This window comes from Kribbella sp. NPDC049227, from assembly GCF_043197265.1.
Lineage (GTDB): Bacteria > Actinomycetota > Actinomycetes > Propionibacteriales > Kribbellaceae > Kribbella.
This window is the reverse complement of record NZ_JBICST010000012.1, coordinates 197,219-213,486: the sequence shown is the minus strand read 5'-3', so window position 1 is coordinate 213,486 and position 16,268 is coordinate 197,219. Positions and strand designations below refer to the sequence as shown.

Here is a 16,268-nt window from a genome sequence, read left to right as displayed (position 1 = left end):
AGCCGGGGGAACTCCACAACGCCGGGGAGCCCACGCGCAACAGCCACACGGACACCGTGTCGGGGCGCGGTTTCAGCCGATCGGTCGATTTGTTTCAGACATGTGACAAAGAGGGCGATCAGGTGACATCGAGGTGACATCGGCCAAGGTGTGGCACTCTGGCCTGGACCACACGGGTACGCAGCCGCGCCACTGCGCCCGTCCGACCTGGGGATACGAAATGGGGATCAACCACGGGGTGAGTCCGCGCCGCGGCAGGCCGCGAGACCCGGACGCGGAGCCGAGAATCCGCAGGTACGCCGTGCAGTTGCTGCTGGAGCGCGGATTCGACGGAATGACGGTCGACGACGTCGCCGAGGCGGCGGGCGTCGGCAAAGCCACCATCTACCGGCGCTGGGCCAGCAAGGAATCGCTGGCCAACGACGCGATGGCCGAACTGTTCGACATCCAGATACCGGACGCGGACACCGGCTCGATCGCCGGCGATCTGCGCCAGGTGTACGTCGACGCACTGAGGTTCGTGAACAGCGAGAACGGACTGGCACTGATCCGCCTGGCCGTCACGGAGGCGAACCGCGACGAGCGGTCCGCGGGCATCTACCGCGACTTCCTGGACCACCGGATCGGGCTGACCCGGAACGCGCTGGAACGGGCCCGCAAGCGCGGGGAGCCGATCCGGAGCACGGTGGACGTGGCGCTGATGGTGCAGTGGCTGGCCGGCGTGTTCGTCATTCGCGCGCTGACCGGCGAGCCGATGCCGGCGCCGGAGGACGCCGACCGGCTGGTGGAGTTCACGCTGCGCTGCATCATGGACAGCGGTTCAGGGGCGAATCCCGGGTCCAACGGCCAGGCCGGCCACGGCCAGTTCGGTCACCCGCCGGACCTCGCCTGAGGTCAGGTCCCAGGCGAGCACCCAGCCTCGGACCTCGAACAGCGGGGTGTTGTGGTCGTACCAGCCCAGTACGGCGCAGCAGCCAGGCTCACGCACGTACGGCTGGTCCATCGGCGGGACCGAGGACATCACCGTGGGCTCACCCAGCACCAGCAGGCGGCTGGGCTCTGCCCGCAGGGTCGAGATGGCCGCCACCACCTGCGGCTGTGAGGCGTTGGTTGTCACCGGGGTCAGATCGTCCGCGATGAAGAGCCGCGCGGCGGTGCTGTCCGTCGAGAAGGTCTGCCCGACCCATGCGCGCACCGGCAGCTGCAGAGCGCTGTCGACGATCCACTGGCCTCCGACCATGTACCGGAGCACGGCACCCTTGTCCAGCCTGAACGGCGCTGTGACCGACGACGGATCCGCGGCGCCCGCGATCGCCACCAGCGGCTCCTCGCCGGTGCTGCTCTCCCCCACCAGCACCCGGTACGCGACGCCCGGACCGCTGACGAGAACGCGCTGGGCATCCGGTAGCCAGGAGACGCTGCGGATGTCCTGGGCCGGCATCTTGATGCGGAACACCTCTGCCGTCGCGACGTCGACGGTGACCAGCTCGCCCGGCTGCGGGAAGGCGGCGATCCGTCCGTCCGGCGACACCGCGCCGGAGCTCAACGGCGTACCGGTGCGGATCGGGAGCAACTCCACGTCGGCTCGCGCCCAGGAGGAGTCGGATCCCAGCAGGAGCGGTACGTAGCGATCGCCGCGGTCCTCGAGCACCACAGCGGCAATGCGGTCCAGCGGCCGGTCCGCCAGCGGCTCGACGTTGTCAGGTTGCTGGAGGCGGTCGCCGAGGGGTGTCTCGAGCCGGTCGAGGAACCGTTCGCTTCCGGACGGCGGAGCGACCCAGAAGTCGATTCCGTTGATCTGTCCGTCCGGGGCGCGGACGTTCGGGTCGCTGGGCGGTGTGATCGGTGGGGTGAACTGCGAGTTGTCGTCACCGCTGAGGCCAACCCCGATCGCAGCGATCACCGCAATCAGCACAGCGGCGATCAGACCGATGAGGATGCTGCGCCGCCGGCGGCGCCGGGTCTCCACGCCGGCGGCCCAGGCCGCGTCGGCCAGATCCGGTTCGGGCAGCCGGTCCGACGCCTTGGCGAGCATCGGCTGGACGTCCTCGCGCCTCATCGCTGGTCGCCCCCACCGATATCGCGTGCCCTGTCGTGGGTGCTGTCATGGGTGCTGTCGCGGGGGCCGTCACGCCAGTCGCCCTCACCGAGCGCCGTACGGAACCGGCTGAAGGCCGACATGCCGTGCCCGTGCACGGTCTGGTGGGACATGTTGAGCATGTCGGCCACCTCGAACTCGGTGAGCTCCTCCAGGTGCAGCAGCACGAACACAGTGCGCTGTGCGGGCGTCAGCTCGGCCAGCGCCAGCTTCACCGGGTCGTCCTCGTCCGGGAACGCCTTCACCCGGCTCCACCGGTTCAGAGCAGGCTGGTAGAGGAGCCGCTGAACGAAGACGTCCGGATCGTCGACCCTGGTCCAGCGCAGCGCCAGCCGGGTGAAGGCGTGCAGCAGCGCATCCTCGGCACGCTCAGGATCGCCGTACACCAGGTACGCCGTTCGGAGCCATCTGCCCTGCCGCGCATCGACATACGAGGCGAAATCCGGGTCGACCGTTTCGTGCATCCACCCTCCCGCCTCTATTCAACTCCTCAACTACTGCGGGCGGCCACTGCCAGCCGGATCTCTTCGCCGATCAGGTCGAAGTTGATACCACCCGCGGCCATCAGCCCGGCGGCCGCGGCGGGCATGACCTGCGCCTTCGGGTCGGTCACGTTGCCGGCCGCGAAGACGCCGGGCACCTGGGTGGCTCCCATCGCGTCGACCTGGACGGCGGTGCCCAGGACGATCCCGTTGGCCTCCAGTTCGGTGGTCTCCAGCCCCAGGTCGGCGAGGAAGCTCGCACGCGCCCGCATGGTGCTCTGAACTGCCAGCGCCTGCCGTGGGATGACCTTGCCGCCCTCCAGCCGGACGCCGGTGAGCTTGCCGTCCTCCACCTCGAGCTGCTCGACCTTCCCTTCCACTACTGAGATGCCGCGCGCCGCGAGCTCCTCCCACTGGTCGTCGGTCGGCTCCGGACCGGTGTGCAGGAACAGCGTCACGTCGTCACTCAGCTGCCGGAACAGCTGCACCTGGTGCAGCGCCATCACACCGGTCGCCAGTACGCCGATCGCCTGGTCGCGCACCTCCCAGCCGTGGCAGTACGGGCAGTGCAGCACGTCCTTGCCCCACCGCTCAGCCAGCCCGGGTACGTCGGGCAGCACGTCCGTCAGCCCGGTCGTCACCAGCAGCCGCCGGCCCTGGTACGTCGTGCCGTCCGCAAGCTCGACCGTGAAGTCGCCGTCGCGGCGGGCCGTGGTCACGGTGCCGGTGGCGACCTCACCGCCGTACCCGATGACCTCGTCGCGGCCGATCGCGTACAGCTCGGCCGGTGGGACGCCGTCCCGGGTCAGGTAGTTGTGCACGTGCTCCGCCGGCGCGTTGCGCGGCGTACCGTCGTCGATCACCAGGACCGACCGGCGCGATCGGACCAACGCCAGCGCTCCACTCAGCCCGGCGGCGCCTCCGCCGATCACGATCACGTCGTACTTCTTCATCTCCGGCTCCTCTCGGTTGCCCCGAGCGTGCGTGACGATTCTCGTTTTCGACAACTTTGTTTGCCAGAATGGCAACATGGAGTCCTACGACGACGTACTCGAAGCGGTCGGATCCCGGCTGCGCAGCCTGCGATCGGAGCGCGGTACGACGCTGTCGCAGCTGTCCGAGGAGACCGGGATCTCGGTGAGCACGCTGTCCCGGCTGGAGTCCGGGCAGCGCCGGCCGACCCTCGAACTCCTGCTGCCGCTGGCACGGGCACATCAGGTCCAGCTGGACGAACTGGTGGACGCGCCACCGACCGGTGACCCGCGGATCTACGCGAAGCCGATCAAACGCCACGGCACGGTGCACATCCCGCTGAGCAGGCGACCGGGCGGTCTGCAGGCGTTCAAGCAGATCCTGCCCGAGGGCTATCCCGGCAGTGACGTGCAGCAGAAGACGCACGAGGGTTACGACTGGATCTATGTGCTCTCCGGACGGGTCCGGCTCGTGCTCGGCGACCAGGACTTCATCCTGAAGGAGGGTGAGGTCGCGGAGTTCGACACGAGGGTGCCGCACTGGTTCGGCAACCCCGGTCCGGGCCCGACGGAGGTCCTGTGCCTGTACGGGCCGCAGGGGGAACGCATGCATGTCCGGGCGCGCACCAAGTAGCCAGTAGGCTGCGGCGGTCTGTCGGGCGATCCGTGTGACTGAGGAGGAACTGGTAGTGAGCATCGCGTTGTTCACCCTGGGCGGCACCATCGGGATGGCCGGCAAACACCGACTGACCGGCGAGGACCTGGCCGCCGCGGTGCCCGGATTGTCGGAGCTCGGCCGGCCGGTCGAGATCCAGGACATCGAGGCAGTGCCCAGCGCCAACCTGACCGCCGCGAAGATGCTCGAGGTCGTCGACGCCGCCTCGAAGGCCGTGTCCGCCGGCGCCACCGGGGTCGTGGTCACGCAAGGCACGGACACACTGGAGGAGACCTCCTTCCTGGTCGACCAGGTCTGGCCACATCCGCAGCCGTTCGTACTCACCGGCGCGATGCGCAATCCCACTCTGGCCGGCCCTGACGGCCCGGCGAACCTCCTGGCCGCTCTCCGCGTCGCCTGCTCCCCCGCGGCCCGCGACCTCGGCGCACTGGTCGTGTTCAAGGAGGAGATCCACGCGGCCCGCTGGGTCCGCAAGACGCACAGCACCAGTACGGCGACCTTCGTGTCACCCAACACCGGCCCGATCGGACACGTGGTCGAGGACCGCGTCCGGGTCCTCACACGCCCCCTGCGCCTTGACGGCGTACAGGGAAGTGCGGAGCCGGCTCAGCTCGACGCGACGCGGGTGGCGCTCTACACCGTCACGATGGACGACGACGGCCTGCTGTTGCAGGGACTGGCGGACACTCACCAGGGTCTCGTGGTGGCGGGCTTCGGCGTCGGGCATGTGCCGGCCGCCCTGGCTCCTGTTCTCGGAGAGCTGGCCGCGAGGATACCAGTGGTCCTGACGTCGCGGACGGGCGCCGGCTCGATCGTCCGGAACACCTACCGGTCGGTCGGGTCGGAGTGGGATCTGCTACAGCGTGGCCTGATCGACGGCGGCTTCCTGGACGCGTACAAGGCCCGGGTCCTGCTTCGGTTGCTCTTGGCAACAGATGACGACATCGCGGCGGCGTTCGGGCAATACGTTTGATTATTGCCTTAGGCAACGTTCCGGAATTCGGATAGGTCTTCTACCCACGAATCGGGGCCGTCAACCAATCGCCACAAACATCGGACAAATCGTGGCGATTCCGTCTCCTGATCTTGACCTGGACGGCGGACAGTGCTCGGATCGTCACCGCTCGGGGACCGATTTCGAGGACTGGGAGATGGTTGCGCCGTGGTCGAGCAGACACAGGGCAGCACAGCGGGGGACAGCGATTACCAAGCGGTCGGCGGTGGTCCGGCGATCGCGTCGGTCGTGGATCTCTTCTACCGCAACGTGCTTGCGGATCCGCAGCTGGCGGGCTATTTCGCCGACAGCGACCTGGCCAAGCTGAAACGGCACCAGGTGCAACTGGTCTCGCAGGTCATGGGCGGCCCGGTCTCGTACGACGGTCTCGCGCTGGCCGAGGCGCACAAGGGCCGCGGCATCACCGGTGAAGACTTCGGCAAGGTGGTGGTGCACCTGGTCGCCGCGCTGGAGGCGCACGACGTGCCCGCCGACATCATCGGCCGGGTGGTGACAGCGCTGGGTGCCACCCAGGACGACATCGTCGGGGCGCACTGACGCGGATGGACCCGGCTGCGCTGAAGAACAGCTGGGCACTGGTCGCCAAGTCCGGTGACGAGGTGCCGTTGTTCTTCTACTCCCATCTGTTCCTTTCCCATCCCGAGGTCCGGGAGATGTTCCCGGTCTCGATGGCCGCCCAACGCGACAAGCTGGTCGGCGCCCTCGGCGCCGTGGTCAGCAACGCCGCACAAATCGACGAGGTGGTGCCGTTCCTGCAACAACTCGGCCGCGACCACCGGCGCTTCTCGGTCGTCGCCGAGCACTACTCCGCGGTCGGCGCGTCCCTGCTCGCGACGCTGCAGCACTTCCTGGGTGCTGCCTGGACGTCCGAGCTGGCCGCGGACTGGGCCGAGGCGTACGGCCTGGTCGCGACCGTGATGGTCCAGTCCGCCGAGGAGTCGGCCGAGGACTACCCCGCCTGGTGGTCCGGTGAGGTCCTCGGCGTGGACCGGCGCACGATGGACGTGACCATCGTGCAGATCCACCCGGAACGACCGCTGGAGTACCGGCCCGGCCAGTCGGTCGCGGTCGAGATCCCCTACCGGCCGCGGCGGTGGCGCTACTACAGCCCGGCCAACGCACCGCGCAGCGACGGTTCGTTCGAGCTGCACATCGGCCTGGTCCCCGGCGGCCAGGTGAGCGGGCCTGCCGTCCGGTCGCTCAAGCGCGGTGACCCGGTCCGCATCGGCGCTCCGGTCGGCGACTCCCTCAAGCTCCCGGAAGACGACGGCCGGGATCTCGTGATGATCGCCGGCGGCACCGGACTGGCGCCGTTCCGGGCGATGCTCGAGCAGCTCGACCGGCGGACCCAGCCGAGCCAGGTCCCGCGCGTGCACCTGTTCCACGGAGCCCGGATGCCGTGGAACCTGTACGAGCACAAGCAGCTGACCAGCCTCACCCAGCGGCCCTGGTTCAGCTACACCCCGGTGGTCTCCGACGATTCGTCGTACCCCGGGGAGCGTGGGCAGGTCGGCGCGGTCGCCGCCGCCCGGGGGCCGTGGACGGACCGCACCGCCCTGGTGTGCGGATCGCCCGCCATGGTCCGGCACACCGTCGCCGATCTCACCGAAGCCGGTGTGCCGACCACCGCCATCCACACCGAATCCTTGGGGATCACGACCTCGGCAGGGAGTCAGCAGTGACGCGCCAAGATCCGTTCGCCGGCCGACCGGCTCAATCGCCGTACACGATCCGGCACAAGACCTTCGGCACCCGCCGTAAGGGCCTGGACCAGGACGAAGTCATGGCGTACCTGAGCGACCTGGCGGACCAGATCGAGTACGCCGACGCGGACCGGGCGGAGCTGCGGGCGGAGGTCGAGCGGCTCCGCAGCAGTTCGCCGGACGCGGACCAGCGCGCCCACATCACCGCCCACGCGGTCGGACTGCTCAGCCAGGCGCAGCAGATCGCGGACAACCTGGTGGGCGAGGCGGAGCAGTACGCGAAGGATCTGGTGGAGACGGCTCGCACCCAGCAGCGGGATGCACTGGAGCAGGCTCGCGACTCGGTGGAATCGGCTGTGAAGCACTTCCCGGCGAGCGATGCTCCGGTCGCCGACCTGGAGTACGTGCGGACGTTCACCCGGGTCGCACATGTCCAACTCCGGTCTGTCCTGGACGCGTTGGCGGAGCAGGTCGAGCGGCTGGGTCACCTACCGCAGGTGCCGAACGAGGCGACTCCCCCGGACGCTGAGGTGTTGTGGTGGAACGACCTGTCCGCCGGTCCGGACGGAGGCGGTGTTCGGGAGACTCCGTCCGTGGCCGGCCACCGTCGGCCTATCTGAGCGCGGCCGCCTTGTTGGTCAGGTAGTCGCGTTCGGGAAGGCTGGTCGTACCGAGGGCCGCCGCGCGGAAGTGGTGCGCGGCGGTCTCGTGGTCACCCTTCATCTCGTACAGATGCCCGCGTACGGCGTCCAGCCGGTAGTGGCCGGGTAGTTCCTCGTCGAGTGGCTCGAGGAGCTTCAGACCTGCGTCAGGGCCGTCCACCATCGCGGCGGCGATGGCTCGGTTGAGCTTCACCATCGGATTGCCGGTCAGGTCCTCCAGCAGTCCGTAGAGCGCGAGAATCTGCGGCCAGTCGGTGTCCTCCGCCCGGTCCACTTCGTCGTGCAGCGCTGCGATCGCGGCTTGGAGTTGGTACTCCCCGAGCGGTGGCGTGTCGAAGGCTTGCACGGCCAGTGCGACACCTTCGGTGATGTGGTCCTTGTTCCAGAGCGTGCGGTCCTGGTCCGCGAGCGGGATGAGCTCTCCGGCGCCGCCGGTGCGGGCGGGGCGGCGAGCGTCGCTGAGAAGCATCAGCGCGAGCAGTCCGGTGACCTGACCGTTCTCCGGCAGTAGCGCGTGCACGCTCCGCGTCAGACGGATCGCTTCCGCCGACAGATCGCTGCGCTGCAACTCCGGACCGCTGGTGCTCGTGTAGCCCTCGTTGAACATCAGGTACAGCACGTGCAGCACGTTGCGGAGTCGCTCCTCGTCGGTGTCCAACTCGAAGGCGACGCCCTTGAGCCGCTGCTTCGCCCGGCTGATCCGCTGCGCCATCGTTGCCTCAGGCACCAAGTAGGCGTGCGCGATCTCGGCGGTGGTGAGGCCGCCGACCGCCCGCAGCGTCAGCGCGATGGCCGACGCCGCTGTCAGCTTCGGGTGGCAGCACAGGAACAGCAGCCGCAGCGTGTCGTCCTGCTCCTCGACGTCCTCCGGCGGTACGTCGCGCAGCGCGGCACGCTCCTCGCGGCGTCGCCGGGCCTGCTCCTGCCGGACCTCGTCGATCAGCCGCCGCGACGCCGCCTGGATCAGCCACGCCTTCGGGTTGTCCGGCGTACCGTCCCGCGGCCAGGTCGTCGCAGCGGCCAGCAGTGCCTCCTGGACGGCATCCTCCGCCGCCGCGAAGTCGCCGGACCACCGGACGACCGCACCGACGACCTGCGGCGTCAGCTCGCGCAGCAGGTCCTCGAGGTGGTGGTCATTCGTAGAGGTCTGCATCCGACTCCATCAGACGGCGGACCTCGATCGGCTGCTCGACCGGGACACCGCCCGGGCCGGGCGCGGCGGACTGCTCGGCCGCGATCTCCAGGGCGCGTTCCTCCGACTCCACGTCGACCATCGTGTAACCGGCCAGCACCTCCTTGGACTCGGCGTACGGACCGTCCGTCAGCACCGGCGCACTCACGCTGGCAGCCCGGACGACCTTGGCGTGCTGGGGCCAGGTCAGGGCCTGCGCCTCCACCAGTTCACCGCTCTCCCGCAGCCGCTCCAGGTGGTCGGCCAGGTACTGCAGGTGCGCCTTCATATCGGGCTCGTCCCACTCCAGCATCGGGGTGTCGACGTTGCCGCCGTCGTAGTGCATCAGCAGCAGGAACTTGGTCATCTCGTCTCCTCCTTCGGCCCACTTCAGTGTGGGCGGACCCGCTCCGGACTCGCGGTCTCCAGCGGTACGTCGGCCGCGGGGATGACACCGAGCTGCGTGGTCTGCCTGCGCAGTGTCGCATCGAACAGCCACTCGGTCGCCGTACGGACGCGGTTCCCCGGCATGGACAACAGATGGTAGCCACGGGTCACCGCCTTCGCGGGGAGACCGGCCAGCGGGATCTGCAGCGGGTTGGCCGCCGCCTGCTTGCCGCCCAGGTCCACGACGAAGCCGAGGTCCTTGTGGACGTACGGCTTCCGCTCACCGGTGCCGAAGCTGGCGGCAACGTTCTTGGCAGCCCGCCGGCCCTGCCGCTCGGCATGTTGCGCAGTCATCGGTGTGACCTGGCCAGGCCGCGTCAGATCGGGTACGGCGGCCGCGTCACCGCAGGCGAACACCTCTGGGTGGTCGGGCACGTTCAGGTACTGGTCGACCAGCAGACGTCCCCTCTCTGTCTTCAGACCGAGTGCCTCGACCACAGGGTCCGGACGGACGCCGACACACCAGATCAGCGAGTGGGTCGGTACGACGGACTGGTCGGTGAGTCGGACACCGTCGTGCTTGGCCTCTTCGACCGACGTACCCATCAGGACCTCGACACCACGCTCGCGCAGCACTCTGTCCGCCGTACGCGACAGCCGCTCGTCCAGCTCGGGCATGACGCGGTCGGCGATGTCCAGCAACATCCAGCGCATCCGCTGGTGGCGCAGGCGCGGTCTGCGCTTCTTGAGCAGCTCGGTGTACAGGACGCCGTGCGCTGCCACCTCTGTGCCCGTGTAGCCGGCTCCGACGACGACGAACGTGCAGAATGCGTCCCGCGCGGCCGCATCGTCGGTGGCGTCGGCGAGCTCGATCTGCTGGGTCAGGTGGTCACGCAGGAAGACCGCTTCGGGGATGCCACGGAAGCCGTGCGCGTACTCCGTCACGCCGGGGATGGGCAGCAGCTTGTTCACACTGCCCGCGGCGATGATGAGCCGGTCGTACTCGATCTCGTCGCGCCGGTCGAGCGGATCGGCGTACTGCACCGTCCGCCGGTCCAGGTCGAGTCCCTCGACTTCTCCGAGCACCAGGCGGACGTCGGGCAGCGCGTCCGCGATGGACACCGTCAGCCGCCGGGGCTCGAGGATGCCGGTCGCGACCTCCGGCAGCAGCGGGACGTACAGGAAGTAGTCGGTCGGGTTGACCATGACGATGTCGGCCCGGCCCTTGGCCAGCCGGCACAGCGTCCTGGCCGCGTGGAACCCGGCGAACCCGGCACCGATGATCACGACTCTTGGCAGCGTCATGCCACCTGAGTACCAGATCCACCCGCCCCGCAGACAGCCTCGGCCCAGCGGCGTGTCCGTCCAGCGGGCGTGTCAGCCCAGCGGCGCGTCAATCCCAGCGGCGTGTCCGTCCAGCGGGCGTGTCCGCCCAGTGGGCGTGTCCGCCCAGTGGGCGGGTCAGTCCAGCAGGGGGTCAGTCCAGCAGGGCGTCGACGAACTGCTCGGCGTCGAACGGCGCCATGTCGTCGGCACCCTCGCCCAGGCCGACCAGTTTGACCGGTACGCCGAGCTCACGCTGGACCGCGATCACGATGCCGCCCTTCGCCGTACCGTCGAGCTTGGTCAGGACCAGTCCGGTGACGTCGATGACCTCGGCGAAGACGCGGGCCTGGGTGAGGCCGTTCTGGCCGGTGGTGGCGTCGATGACCAGCAGCACCTCGTCGACCTCGGCGGTCTTCTCGATCACCCGCTTCACCTTGCCCAGCTCGTCCATCAGGCCGGTCTTGGTGTGCAGTCGTCCGGCCGTGTCGACCAAGACGGCGTCCGCCTCCTCCTCGATGCCCTGCTTGACCGAGTCGAACGCGACGCTGGCCGGGTCACCGCCCTCAGGGCCGCGCACGGTCCGGACCCCGACCCGGTCACCCCAGGTCTGCAGCTGGTCCGCGGCCGCGGCCCGGAACGTGTCGGCCGCGCCGAGCACGACATGCTTGTCCTCGGCGACCAGAACCCGCGCCAGCTTGCCGACCGTGGTGGTCTTGCCGGTGCCGTTCACGCCGACGACCATCACCACCGCCGGCTGCGTCTCCTTGCGGCTCACCTTCAGCGTCCGGTCCAGTGACGGGTCGACCAGCGCGATCAGCTCCTCGCGGAGGATGTCGCGGGCCTGCGCGCCGCCGACACCCTCGACCCGCATCCGGGTCCGCAGCTTCTCGACCAGCTCCTGTGTCGGCGCCACACCGACGTCCGCCGTGATCAGCGTGGTCTCGATGTCCTCCCACGCCTCCTCGTCCAGCTTGTCCCTCGACAGCAGTGCGAGCAGGCCCTTGCCCAGCGACCCCTGCGACCGCGCCAGCCGCGCGCGCAGCCGGACCAGCCGGCCCTGCGCGGACTCCGGCTTCTCGATCGTCGCGGCCGGGGACTCCGGAAGGTCCGTGTCCTCCAGGGTCCGGGTCGGCGTGTCCCGCGGCTCCTCGGCGTCCTCACCGACCGTGGGCTCGGCGGTCTCGAGCGGCGCGGGCTGAGTGGCCTGCGGCAGCTGGGACCTCCGCCGCCGGGACACGACGAGTCCGGCGGTACCGGCGACCAGGACAGCCGCGACCACGACGATGATCGCGATCAGGGCCTGGTCCGAGAGCAGAGTGACAAGCTGTGGAGTCAACACGGTTCCCCATCTTGACAGACACCCGGCCCGCCCTCCGCATCCATCACGTCAGGCGCACCAGCTGTCGCGGTACGTGAGGCGGCACCAGCTCGGGCCGGTGGGTGAGCAACACCACGGTCCGGTGCCCGGCCGCGGCGAACAGGTCCTCCAGCAGCGCCCGCCCGGTCTCCTCGTCCAGGTGCTCGGTCGGCTCGTCCAGCACGAGTACGTCGCGGTCGGCCAACAGCAGCCGGGCGAACGCGAGCCGCTGCCGCTCCCCACCCGACAGCCGGGCGCCGTGCTCGCCCACCATCGTGTCGAGCCCGTCCGGCAGCGTCTCGACGAAGACCCCGAGGCGGGCGCGGTAGAGCGCCTTCCAGAGCTGGAGGTCGCTGGCGCCGGGCTTGGCGAGCAGGAGGTTCTCCCGGATGCTCGTGTCGAACACGTGGCTCTCCTGGGTCAGCAGGCCGACCACGGACCGGACCTGGTCGCCCTCGAGCTTGGCCAGGTCGACACCGTCCAGCAGTACCTCGCCGGCGCGTGGCTCCAGGAAGCGCAGGAGGACCGCTGCGAGGGTGCTCTTTCCCGAGCCGCTCGGGCCGGTGATCACCACTCGGCTGCCGGCCGGCATGTCCAGGCTCAACCCGTTGAGTACGTCGGCGTCGTCTGCGTATCCGACTCGGAGGAGCTTCACCTCGAGGTCGCGTCCGTGCGGCAGTGGTAGCGGGGTCTCGGGTTCGGTGACTGGCTCTTGGGTGTCCAAGAGCTCTTGGACCCGGTCCAGCGATGCCCGGACGCGGATCGCGAGTTGTGCGGCGGCGGGGATGCCGCCGAGGACGTCGGCGAGCGCGAGTGGGGTCAGGACGAGTACGGCGAACACTGCGCCTGTGATGTTCGCCGTACTGCCGAGCACCAGACCGGCCACGCTCGCGCCGCCGACGCACAGCACGAGGAGCGCTGCCCCGAGTCCGGCGCTCCAGGCTGAGCGTCGCTCTGCCGCGGCTAGGCGGGAGTCGCTGGCGCTGAAGGAGTCCAGCACGTTGTCGATCGCGTTGAACGCGACGATGTCGCCTGCGGTGAGCAGCGTCTCGGTGGCGGCGGACGCTACCTCGCCGCGTGCACCTGAGAGCTTCCGCTCGGCCCGTGCTGCGGTCTTCGCGGTCAGCCACGGTACGACGGTGCACGCGATCAGGACCGCCAACGCGACGGCTACACCCGCGGATGGCAGCAGCAGCGCTATGAGGACCACCGTGGCGATCGCTGTCACCGCTGCGACCGCTACCGGCAGCAGCACGCGCAACCACAGGTCCAGCACCGCGTCGACATCCAGCACGAGCCGCGCCAGCAGGTCACCCTTCCGCTGCGAGCTCAGCCCGCCCGGCGCCAGCTTCTCCAACCGCCCGGTGATCCGCGCCCGAGTCTCCCCCAGCACCCGGTACGCCGCGTCATGCCCGACCAACCGCTCGACGTACCGGAACACCCCGCGTCCGACCCCGAACGCCCGCACCGCCACGATCGCCACCATCAAGATCAACACTGGCGGCTGAGCCGCAGCAGTAGTAATCAACCAAGCCGAAGTAGCCAACAACCCCACCGCACACCCGGCCGCCGACACCCCAGCCGCAAGCGCCACCCCCAACCGCCACCAAACCCCCCGCTCAGGCACCACCAACCCAACCGGAAACGCGCTCATGCGCTTACCAGTTCTCTTGCGCCGACGGTGACTGTTCGATCTGCGGCGGCGATCAGGGCGGGTCTGTGAGCGACCATCAGGACTGTGCGGCCGCTCGCACGCAGGCCGGCGATGACCGCCGCCTCCGCGTCGGGATCGAGGCCTGCCGTCGGCTCGTCCAGGAGGAGCACTGGCGCGTCGGTGATCAGCGCGCGAGCCAGTGCCACCCGCCGTTGCTGACCACCGGACAGCAGCTGCCCCTGCTCGCCGACTGCCTTGTCGAGCTCGAGTTCACCGGCGCCGGCCGCGATCAGCGCCAACCGGACCTCGTCGTCGGAGGCATCCGGCCGGCCCAGCCGCACGTTGTCCGCAACCGTTCCCATCCGCAGCCCGGGCCGCTGTGGCACCCAGGCGAACTGCCCCCTCCACACCGTCGGCTCGAACTCGTCCGCCGCACTCCCGCCCGCAACCACCACACCCCGCTCCAGCTCCACAAACCCGAGCAGCACAGCCAGCACAGTCGACTTCCCTGCCCCGCTCGGCCCAGTCAGCGCAACCACCTCCCCCGGACGCACGTCCAGGTCGAACCCGTCCAGCGCCGCGTCGTCGCGCCCCGGGTACCGCACCGTCACGTCATACAGCTGCAGCGGGCTCATCCGCAGGTCCGGTACGTCGGTCCGATCGCCGCGCTCAGGCAGTGGCGTCTCCAGGATCCGGAACACCTCTTCGCTCGCGGCGACCCCGTCCGCACTGGCGTGGAACTGCATGCCGACCTGACGCAACGGCAGGTACGCCTCAGGCGCCAGGATCAACACCATCAAGGCTGTCTCGAGTCCCAACTTGCCGTCGACCAGCCGCAGACCGACACCGACGGCGACCAGCGCCACCGAGATGCTGGCCAGCAACTCCAGCGCGAACGACGACAAGAACGCCAACCGCAGACTGCTCATCGACGCCACCCGATGCTTGTCGGTCACACGTCGTACAGCGGACTCCTGGGCCTTGGCGCGGCCGAACAGCTTCAGTGTGGGCAGACCAGAGACGACATCGGCGAAGTGATGCGCGAGGACGGATAGTGCGTGCTGGCGGCGCCGGCTGTGGGCTTGGGTGGCCCAGCCGATCAACGCCATGAAGATCGGGATCAGCGGGAGCGTGATCAGCACGGTCCCCGCCGCGATCAGGTCGCCTGTCGCCATCCATCCGATCACACCGGCCGGGACGGTCGCGGCTAGTACGAGCTGGGGCAGGTACCGAGCGAAGTACGGATCCAGGTCGTCGAGTCCCTTGGTCAGCAGAGTCGTCAGTGCGCTGCTGCGCTCACCACTCAGCCACACGGGTCCGAGCTTCAGTGAGTGCTCCAGCACCTGCCGACGCAGCGTCGACTTGACCGCAGCCGCCGCCCGCTGTGCCACCACCTCCTGCATCCACACCAACGCCGCCCGCCCCACCACAACAAGCCCCAGCCCGAGAGCCACAGCCGCCACCCCGCCACCCCGCAAGCCATCCCCGAGCAACCCGTCGAGCAACCCGCCGCCCAGAACGCCGCCCAGGACGCCGCCCAGCACGCCGCCACCGGCCTCGCCGCCGCCCGCGTCTCCGCGGAGTACCCCGGTGCCTCCGTCGGCGATCGGCACCATGCCCGCGATGCCGCGCGCCAGCAGCACAGCCTGGATCACGATCAACAATCCACTGGCGATCCCGATCAGCACCGACGCGGCGAGAAAGACCCGAGCACCCCGCGCTCTGCGCAGCAACCGCGGGTCGACAGGCTTCATGACGCGGAGCCCGAGACAGCGACCGGCTCGACAGTGATGCGCTTGCGGAACACCCAGTACGTCCACCCCTGGTACAGCAGCACCAACGGCAGGAAGATCCCGGCAATGATCGTCAAGATCTTCAACGTGTACGGCGTTGACGCGGCATCAACTGTTGTCAATGTTGATTGCGGATCAAGTGTTGATGGCATCACGGCCGGGAACATCGCGGCGAACAACGACGCCACGGCCAGCCCGACGGCGAGCGCCGTACCGAGGAAGGCCCAGCCCTCACGCCGGACCCGGTTCGCAACCAGACCACCGGCGAAGGCGACCACCGCCAGCGCGGCGACGATCACCGAGCCGGTGTCACCGCGGATCGCCTGAGCCCACGCGAGAAAGGCGATCACCAGCACCGCCGCCACCAACCCGGCACGCGAGGCCAACCGATTGGCCCGCGCCCGCAGGTCATCGGTCGTCCGCAACGCAAGGAAGATCGCGCCATGGGCAACGAACACCGCCGTGAACGCAACCGCGCCGAGCAGCGCGAACGGACTCAACAGGTCACCGAGATTGCCGACGTACTCGAACGAATCATCCAGCGGCACCCCACGCACCAGGTTGGCGAACGTGAGACCCCACAGCAGCGCGGGCAGCAGCGACCCGACCGTGATCATCGTGTCCATCCGGCCGCGCCAGACCAGGTCGTCGCGCTTACCGCGGTACTCCAACGCCACCCCGCGCACGATCAGCGACACCAGGATCGCGAACAGCGGCAGGTAGAACCCACTGAACAACGTCGCGTACCACTCCGGAAAGGCAGCGAACGTCGCCCCGCCGGCCACGATCAGCCACACCTCGTTGCCGTCCCAGACCGGCCCGATCGTGGTGATCACCGCCCGTCGCTCCGGCTCGTTCCGCCCGAGCACCGGCAGCAGCGTGCCGACGCCGAAGTCGAATCCCTCCAGTACGAAGTACCCGATCCACAACCCCGCGATGGCGAGGAACCAAACGGTGGTGAGTTCCATGGCCA

At 69.2% G+C, this 16,268-nt stretch carries 16 protein-coding genes; 6 read left to right on the top strand and 10 right to left on the bottom strand.

The features are described 5' to 3' along the window. Window positions 1–220 precede the first annotated feature (220 nt). A complete protein-coding gene (locus ACGFH6_RS43530; RefSeq protein ID WP_393397017.1) occupies window positions 221–892 on the top strand; it encodes a TetR/AcrR family transcriptional regulator in 672 nt (223 codons plus the stop codon). Here ACGFH6_RS43530 and ACGFH6_RS43525 read toward each other — a convergent pair. The 3 genes from ACGFH6_RS43525 to ACGFH6_RS43515 are packed head-to-tail and all read right to left on the bottom strand — an operon-like array spanning window position 821 to window position 3,533. Then, complete coding sequence (locus tag ACGFH6_RS43525) at window positions 821–2,059, bottom strand: hypothetical protein (RefSeq protein WP_393397015.1); 1,239 nt, start codon at window positions 2,057–2,059, stop codon at window positions 821–823. The two genes, ACGFH6_RS43530 and ACGFH6_RS43525, sit on opposite strands and share 72 nt — an antisense overlap. After that, a complete protein-coding gene (locus ACGFH6_RS43520; RefSeq protein ID WP_393397013.1) occupies window positions 2,056–2,562 on the bottom strand; it encodes a sigma factor-like helix-turn-helix DNA-binding protein in 507 nt (168 codons plus the stop codon). Before ACGFH6_RS43520 ends, ACGFH6_RS43525 begins: the two co-directional genes overlap by 4 nt. Before the next feature lie 26 nt (window positions 2,563–2,588). Then, entirely contained in the window at window positions 2,589–3,533 is a 945-nt protein-coding gene (locus ACGFH6_RS43515) for an NAD(P)/FAD-dependent oxidoreductase (protein ID WP_393397011.1), read from the bottom strand. A 76-nt stretch (window positions 3,534–3,609) separates the two neighbouring features. On the opposite strand from ACGFH6_RS43515, the gene ACGFH6_RS43510 reads away from it, so the two are divergent. The 5 genes from ACGFH6_RS43510 (at window position 3,610) to ACGFH6_RS43490 (ending at window position 7,565) form a co-directional block, all read left to right on the top strand. Then, the gene (locus ACGFH6_RS43510) at window positions 3,610–4,185 is read left to right on the top strand and encodes a helix-turn-helix domain-containing protein (protein ID WP_393397009.1); all 576 of its coding nucleotides are present in this window, start codon (window positions 3,610–3,612) and stop codon (window positions 4,183–4,185) included. Window positions 4,186–4,240: 55 nt separating this feature from the next. Continuing rightward, on the top strand, window positions 4,241–5,200 hold the full coding sequence (locus ACGFH6_RS43505) for an asparaginase (RefSeq protein ID WP_393397007.1): 960 nt from the start codon (window positions 4,241–4,243) through the stop codon (window positions 5,198–5,200). Window positions 5,201–5,389: 189 nt separating this feature from the next. Next, on the top strand, window positions 5,390–5,779 hold the full coding sequence (locus ACGFH6_RS43500; protein WP_393397005.1) for a group 1 truncated hemoglobin: 390 nt from the start codon (window positions 5,390–5,392) through the stop codon (window positions 5,777–5,779). A 5-nt stretch (window positions 5,780–5,784) separates the two neighbouring features. Beyond that, on the top strand, window positions 5,785–6,924 hold the full coding sequence (locus ACGFH6_RS43495; protein WP_393397003.1) for a globin domain-containing protein: 1,140 nt from the start codon (window positions 5,785–5,787) through the stop codon (window positions 6,922–6,924). Continuing rightward, entirely contained in the window at window positions 6,921–7,565 is a 645-nt protein-coding gene (locus ACGFH6_RS43490; protein WP_393397001.1) for a DivIVA domain-containing protein, read from the top strand. The genes ACGFH6_RS43495 and ACGFH6_RS43490 overlap by 4 nt, the downstream gene beginning before the upstream one ends. Here the strand turns inward: ACGFH6_RS43490 and ACGFH6_RS43485 are convergent. From ACGFH6_RS43485 to cydB, 7 genes are all read right to left on the bottom strand, one after another. Further along, window positions 7,558–8,760, bottom strand: a complete 1,203-nt coding sequence (locus ACGFH6_RS43485) for an RNA polymerase sigma factor (protein ID WP_393396999.1) — start codon at window positions 8,758–8,760, stop codon at window positions 7,558–7,560. The two genes, ACGFH6_RS43490 and ACGFH6_RS43485, sit on opposite strands and share 8 nt — an antisense overlap. Beyond that, window positions 8,741–9,145 (bottom strand): YciI family protein, encoded by a 405-nt coding sequence (locus ACGFH6_RS43480; RefSeq protein WP_393396997.1) that lies wholly within the window; start codon window positions 9,143–9,145, stop codon window positions 8,741–8,743. Before ACGFH6_RS43480 ends, ACGFH6_RS43485 begins: the two co-directional genes overlap by 20 nt. Before the next feature lie 23 nt (window positions 9,146–9,168). Next, complete coding sequence (locus ACGFH6_RS43475; protein ID WP_393396995.1) at window positions 9,169–10,470, bottom strand: NAD(P)/FAD-dependent oxidoreductase; 1,302 nt, start codon at window positions 10,468–10,470, stop codon at window positions 9,169–9,171. A gap of 172 nt (window positions 10,471–10,642) precedes the next feature. Continuing rightward, a complete protein-coding gene (gene ftsY / locus ACGFH6_RS43470; RefSeq protein ID WP_393396993.1) occupies window positions 10,643–11,830 on the bottom strand; it encodes a signal recognition particle-docking protein FtsY in 1,188 nt (395 codons plus the stop codon). 43 nt (window positions 11,831–11,873) lie between these two features. Next, on the bottom strand, window positions 11,874–13,502 hold the full coding sequence (gene cydC, locus ACGFH6_RS43465; protein ID WP_393396990.1) for a thiol reductant ABC exporter subunit CydC: 1,629 nt from the start codon (window positions 13,500–13,502) through the stop codon (window positions 11,874–11,876). Continuing rightward, complete coding sequence (cydD, locus tag ACGFH6_RS43460) at window positions 13,499–15,256, bottom strand: thiol reductant ABC exporter subunit CydD (RefSeq protein WP_393396988.1); 1,758 nt, start codon at window positions 15,254–15,256, stop codon at window positions 13,499–13,501. Before cydD ends, cydC begins: the two co-directional genes overlap by 4 nt. Beyond that, entirely contained in the window at window positions 15,253–16,263 is a 1,011-nt protein-coding gene (cydB, locus tag ACGFH6_RS43455) for a cytochrome d ubiquinol oxidase subunit II (RefSeq protein ID WP_393396986.1), read from the bottom strand. The genes cydD and cydB overlap by 4 nt, the downstream gene beginning before the upstream one ends. Window positions 16,264–16,268: the final 5 nt, after the last annotated feature.

What these genes read in the sequence shown, in the direction of transcription:
- ACGFH6_RS43510 (WP_393397009.1), top strand. Translation starts at nt 3,610, where the DNA reads ATGGAGTCCTACGACGACGTACTCGAAGCGGTCGGATCCCGGCTGCGC.
- ACGFH6_RS43525 (WP_393397015.1), bottom strand. Translation starts at nt 2,059, where the DNA reads ATGAGGCGCGAGGACGTCCAGCCGATGCTCGCCAAGGCGTCGGACCGG.
- cydD (WP_393396988.1), bottom strand. Translation starts at nt 15,256, where the DNA reads ATGAAGCCTGTCGACCCGCGGTTGCTGCGCAGAGCGCGGGGTGCTCGG.
- ACGFH6_RS43480 (WP_393396997.1), bottom strand. Translation starts at nt 9,145, where the DNA reads ATGACCAAGTTCCTGCTGCTGATGCACTACGACGGCGGCAACGTCGAC.
- ACGFH6_RS43495 (WP_393397003.1), top strand. Translation starts at nt 5,785, where the DNA reads ATGGACCCGGCTGCGCTGAAGAACAGCTGGGCACTGGTCGCCAAGTCC.
- cydC (WP_393396990.1), bottom strand. Translation starts at nt 13,502, where the DNA reads ATGAGCGCGTTTCCGGTTGGGTTGGTGGTGCCTGAGCGGGGGGTTTGG.
- ACGFH6_RS43530 (WP_393397017.1), top strand. Translation starts at nt 221, where the DNA reads ATGGGGATCAACCACGGGGTGAGTCCGCGCCGCGGCAGGCCGCGAGAC.
- ACGFH6_RS43485 (WP_393396999.1), bottom strand. Translation starts at nt 8,760, where the DNA reads ATGCAGACCTCTACGAATGACCACCACCTCGAGGACCTGCTGCGCGAG.
- ACGFH6_RS43515 (WP_393397011.1), bottom strand. Translation starts at nt 3,533, where the DNA reads ATGAAGAAGTACGACGTGATCGTGATCGGCGGAGGCGCCGCCGGGCTG.
- ACGFH6_RS43520 (WP_393397013.1), bottom strand. Translation starts at nt 2,562, where the DNA reads ATGCACGAAACGGTCGACCCGGATTTCGCCTCGTATGTCGATGCGCGG.
- ACGFH6_RS43475 (WP_393396995.1), bottom strand. Translation starts at nt 10,470, where the DNA reads ATGACGCTGCCAAGAGTCGTGATCATCGGTGCCGGGTTCGCCGGGTTC.
- cydB (WP_393396986.1), bottom strand. Translation starts at nt 16,263, where the DNA reads ATGGAACTCACCACCGTTTGGTTCCTCGCCATCGCGGGGTTGTGGATC.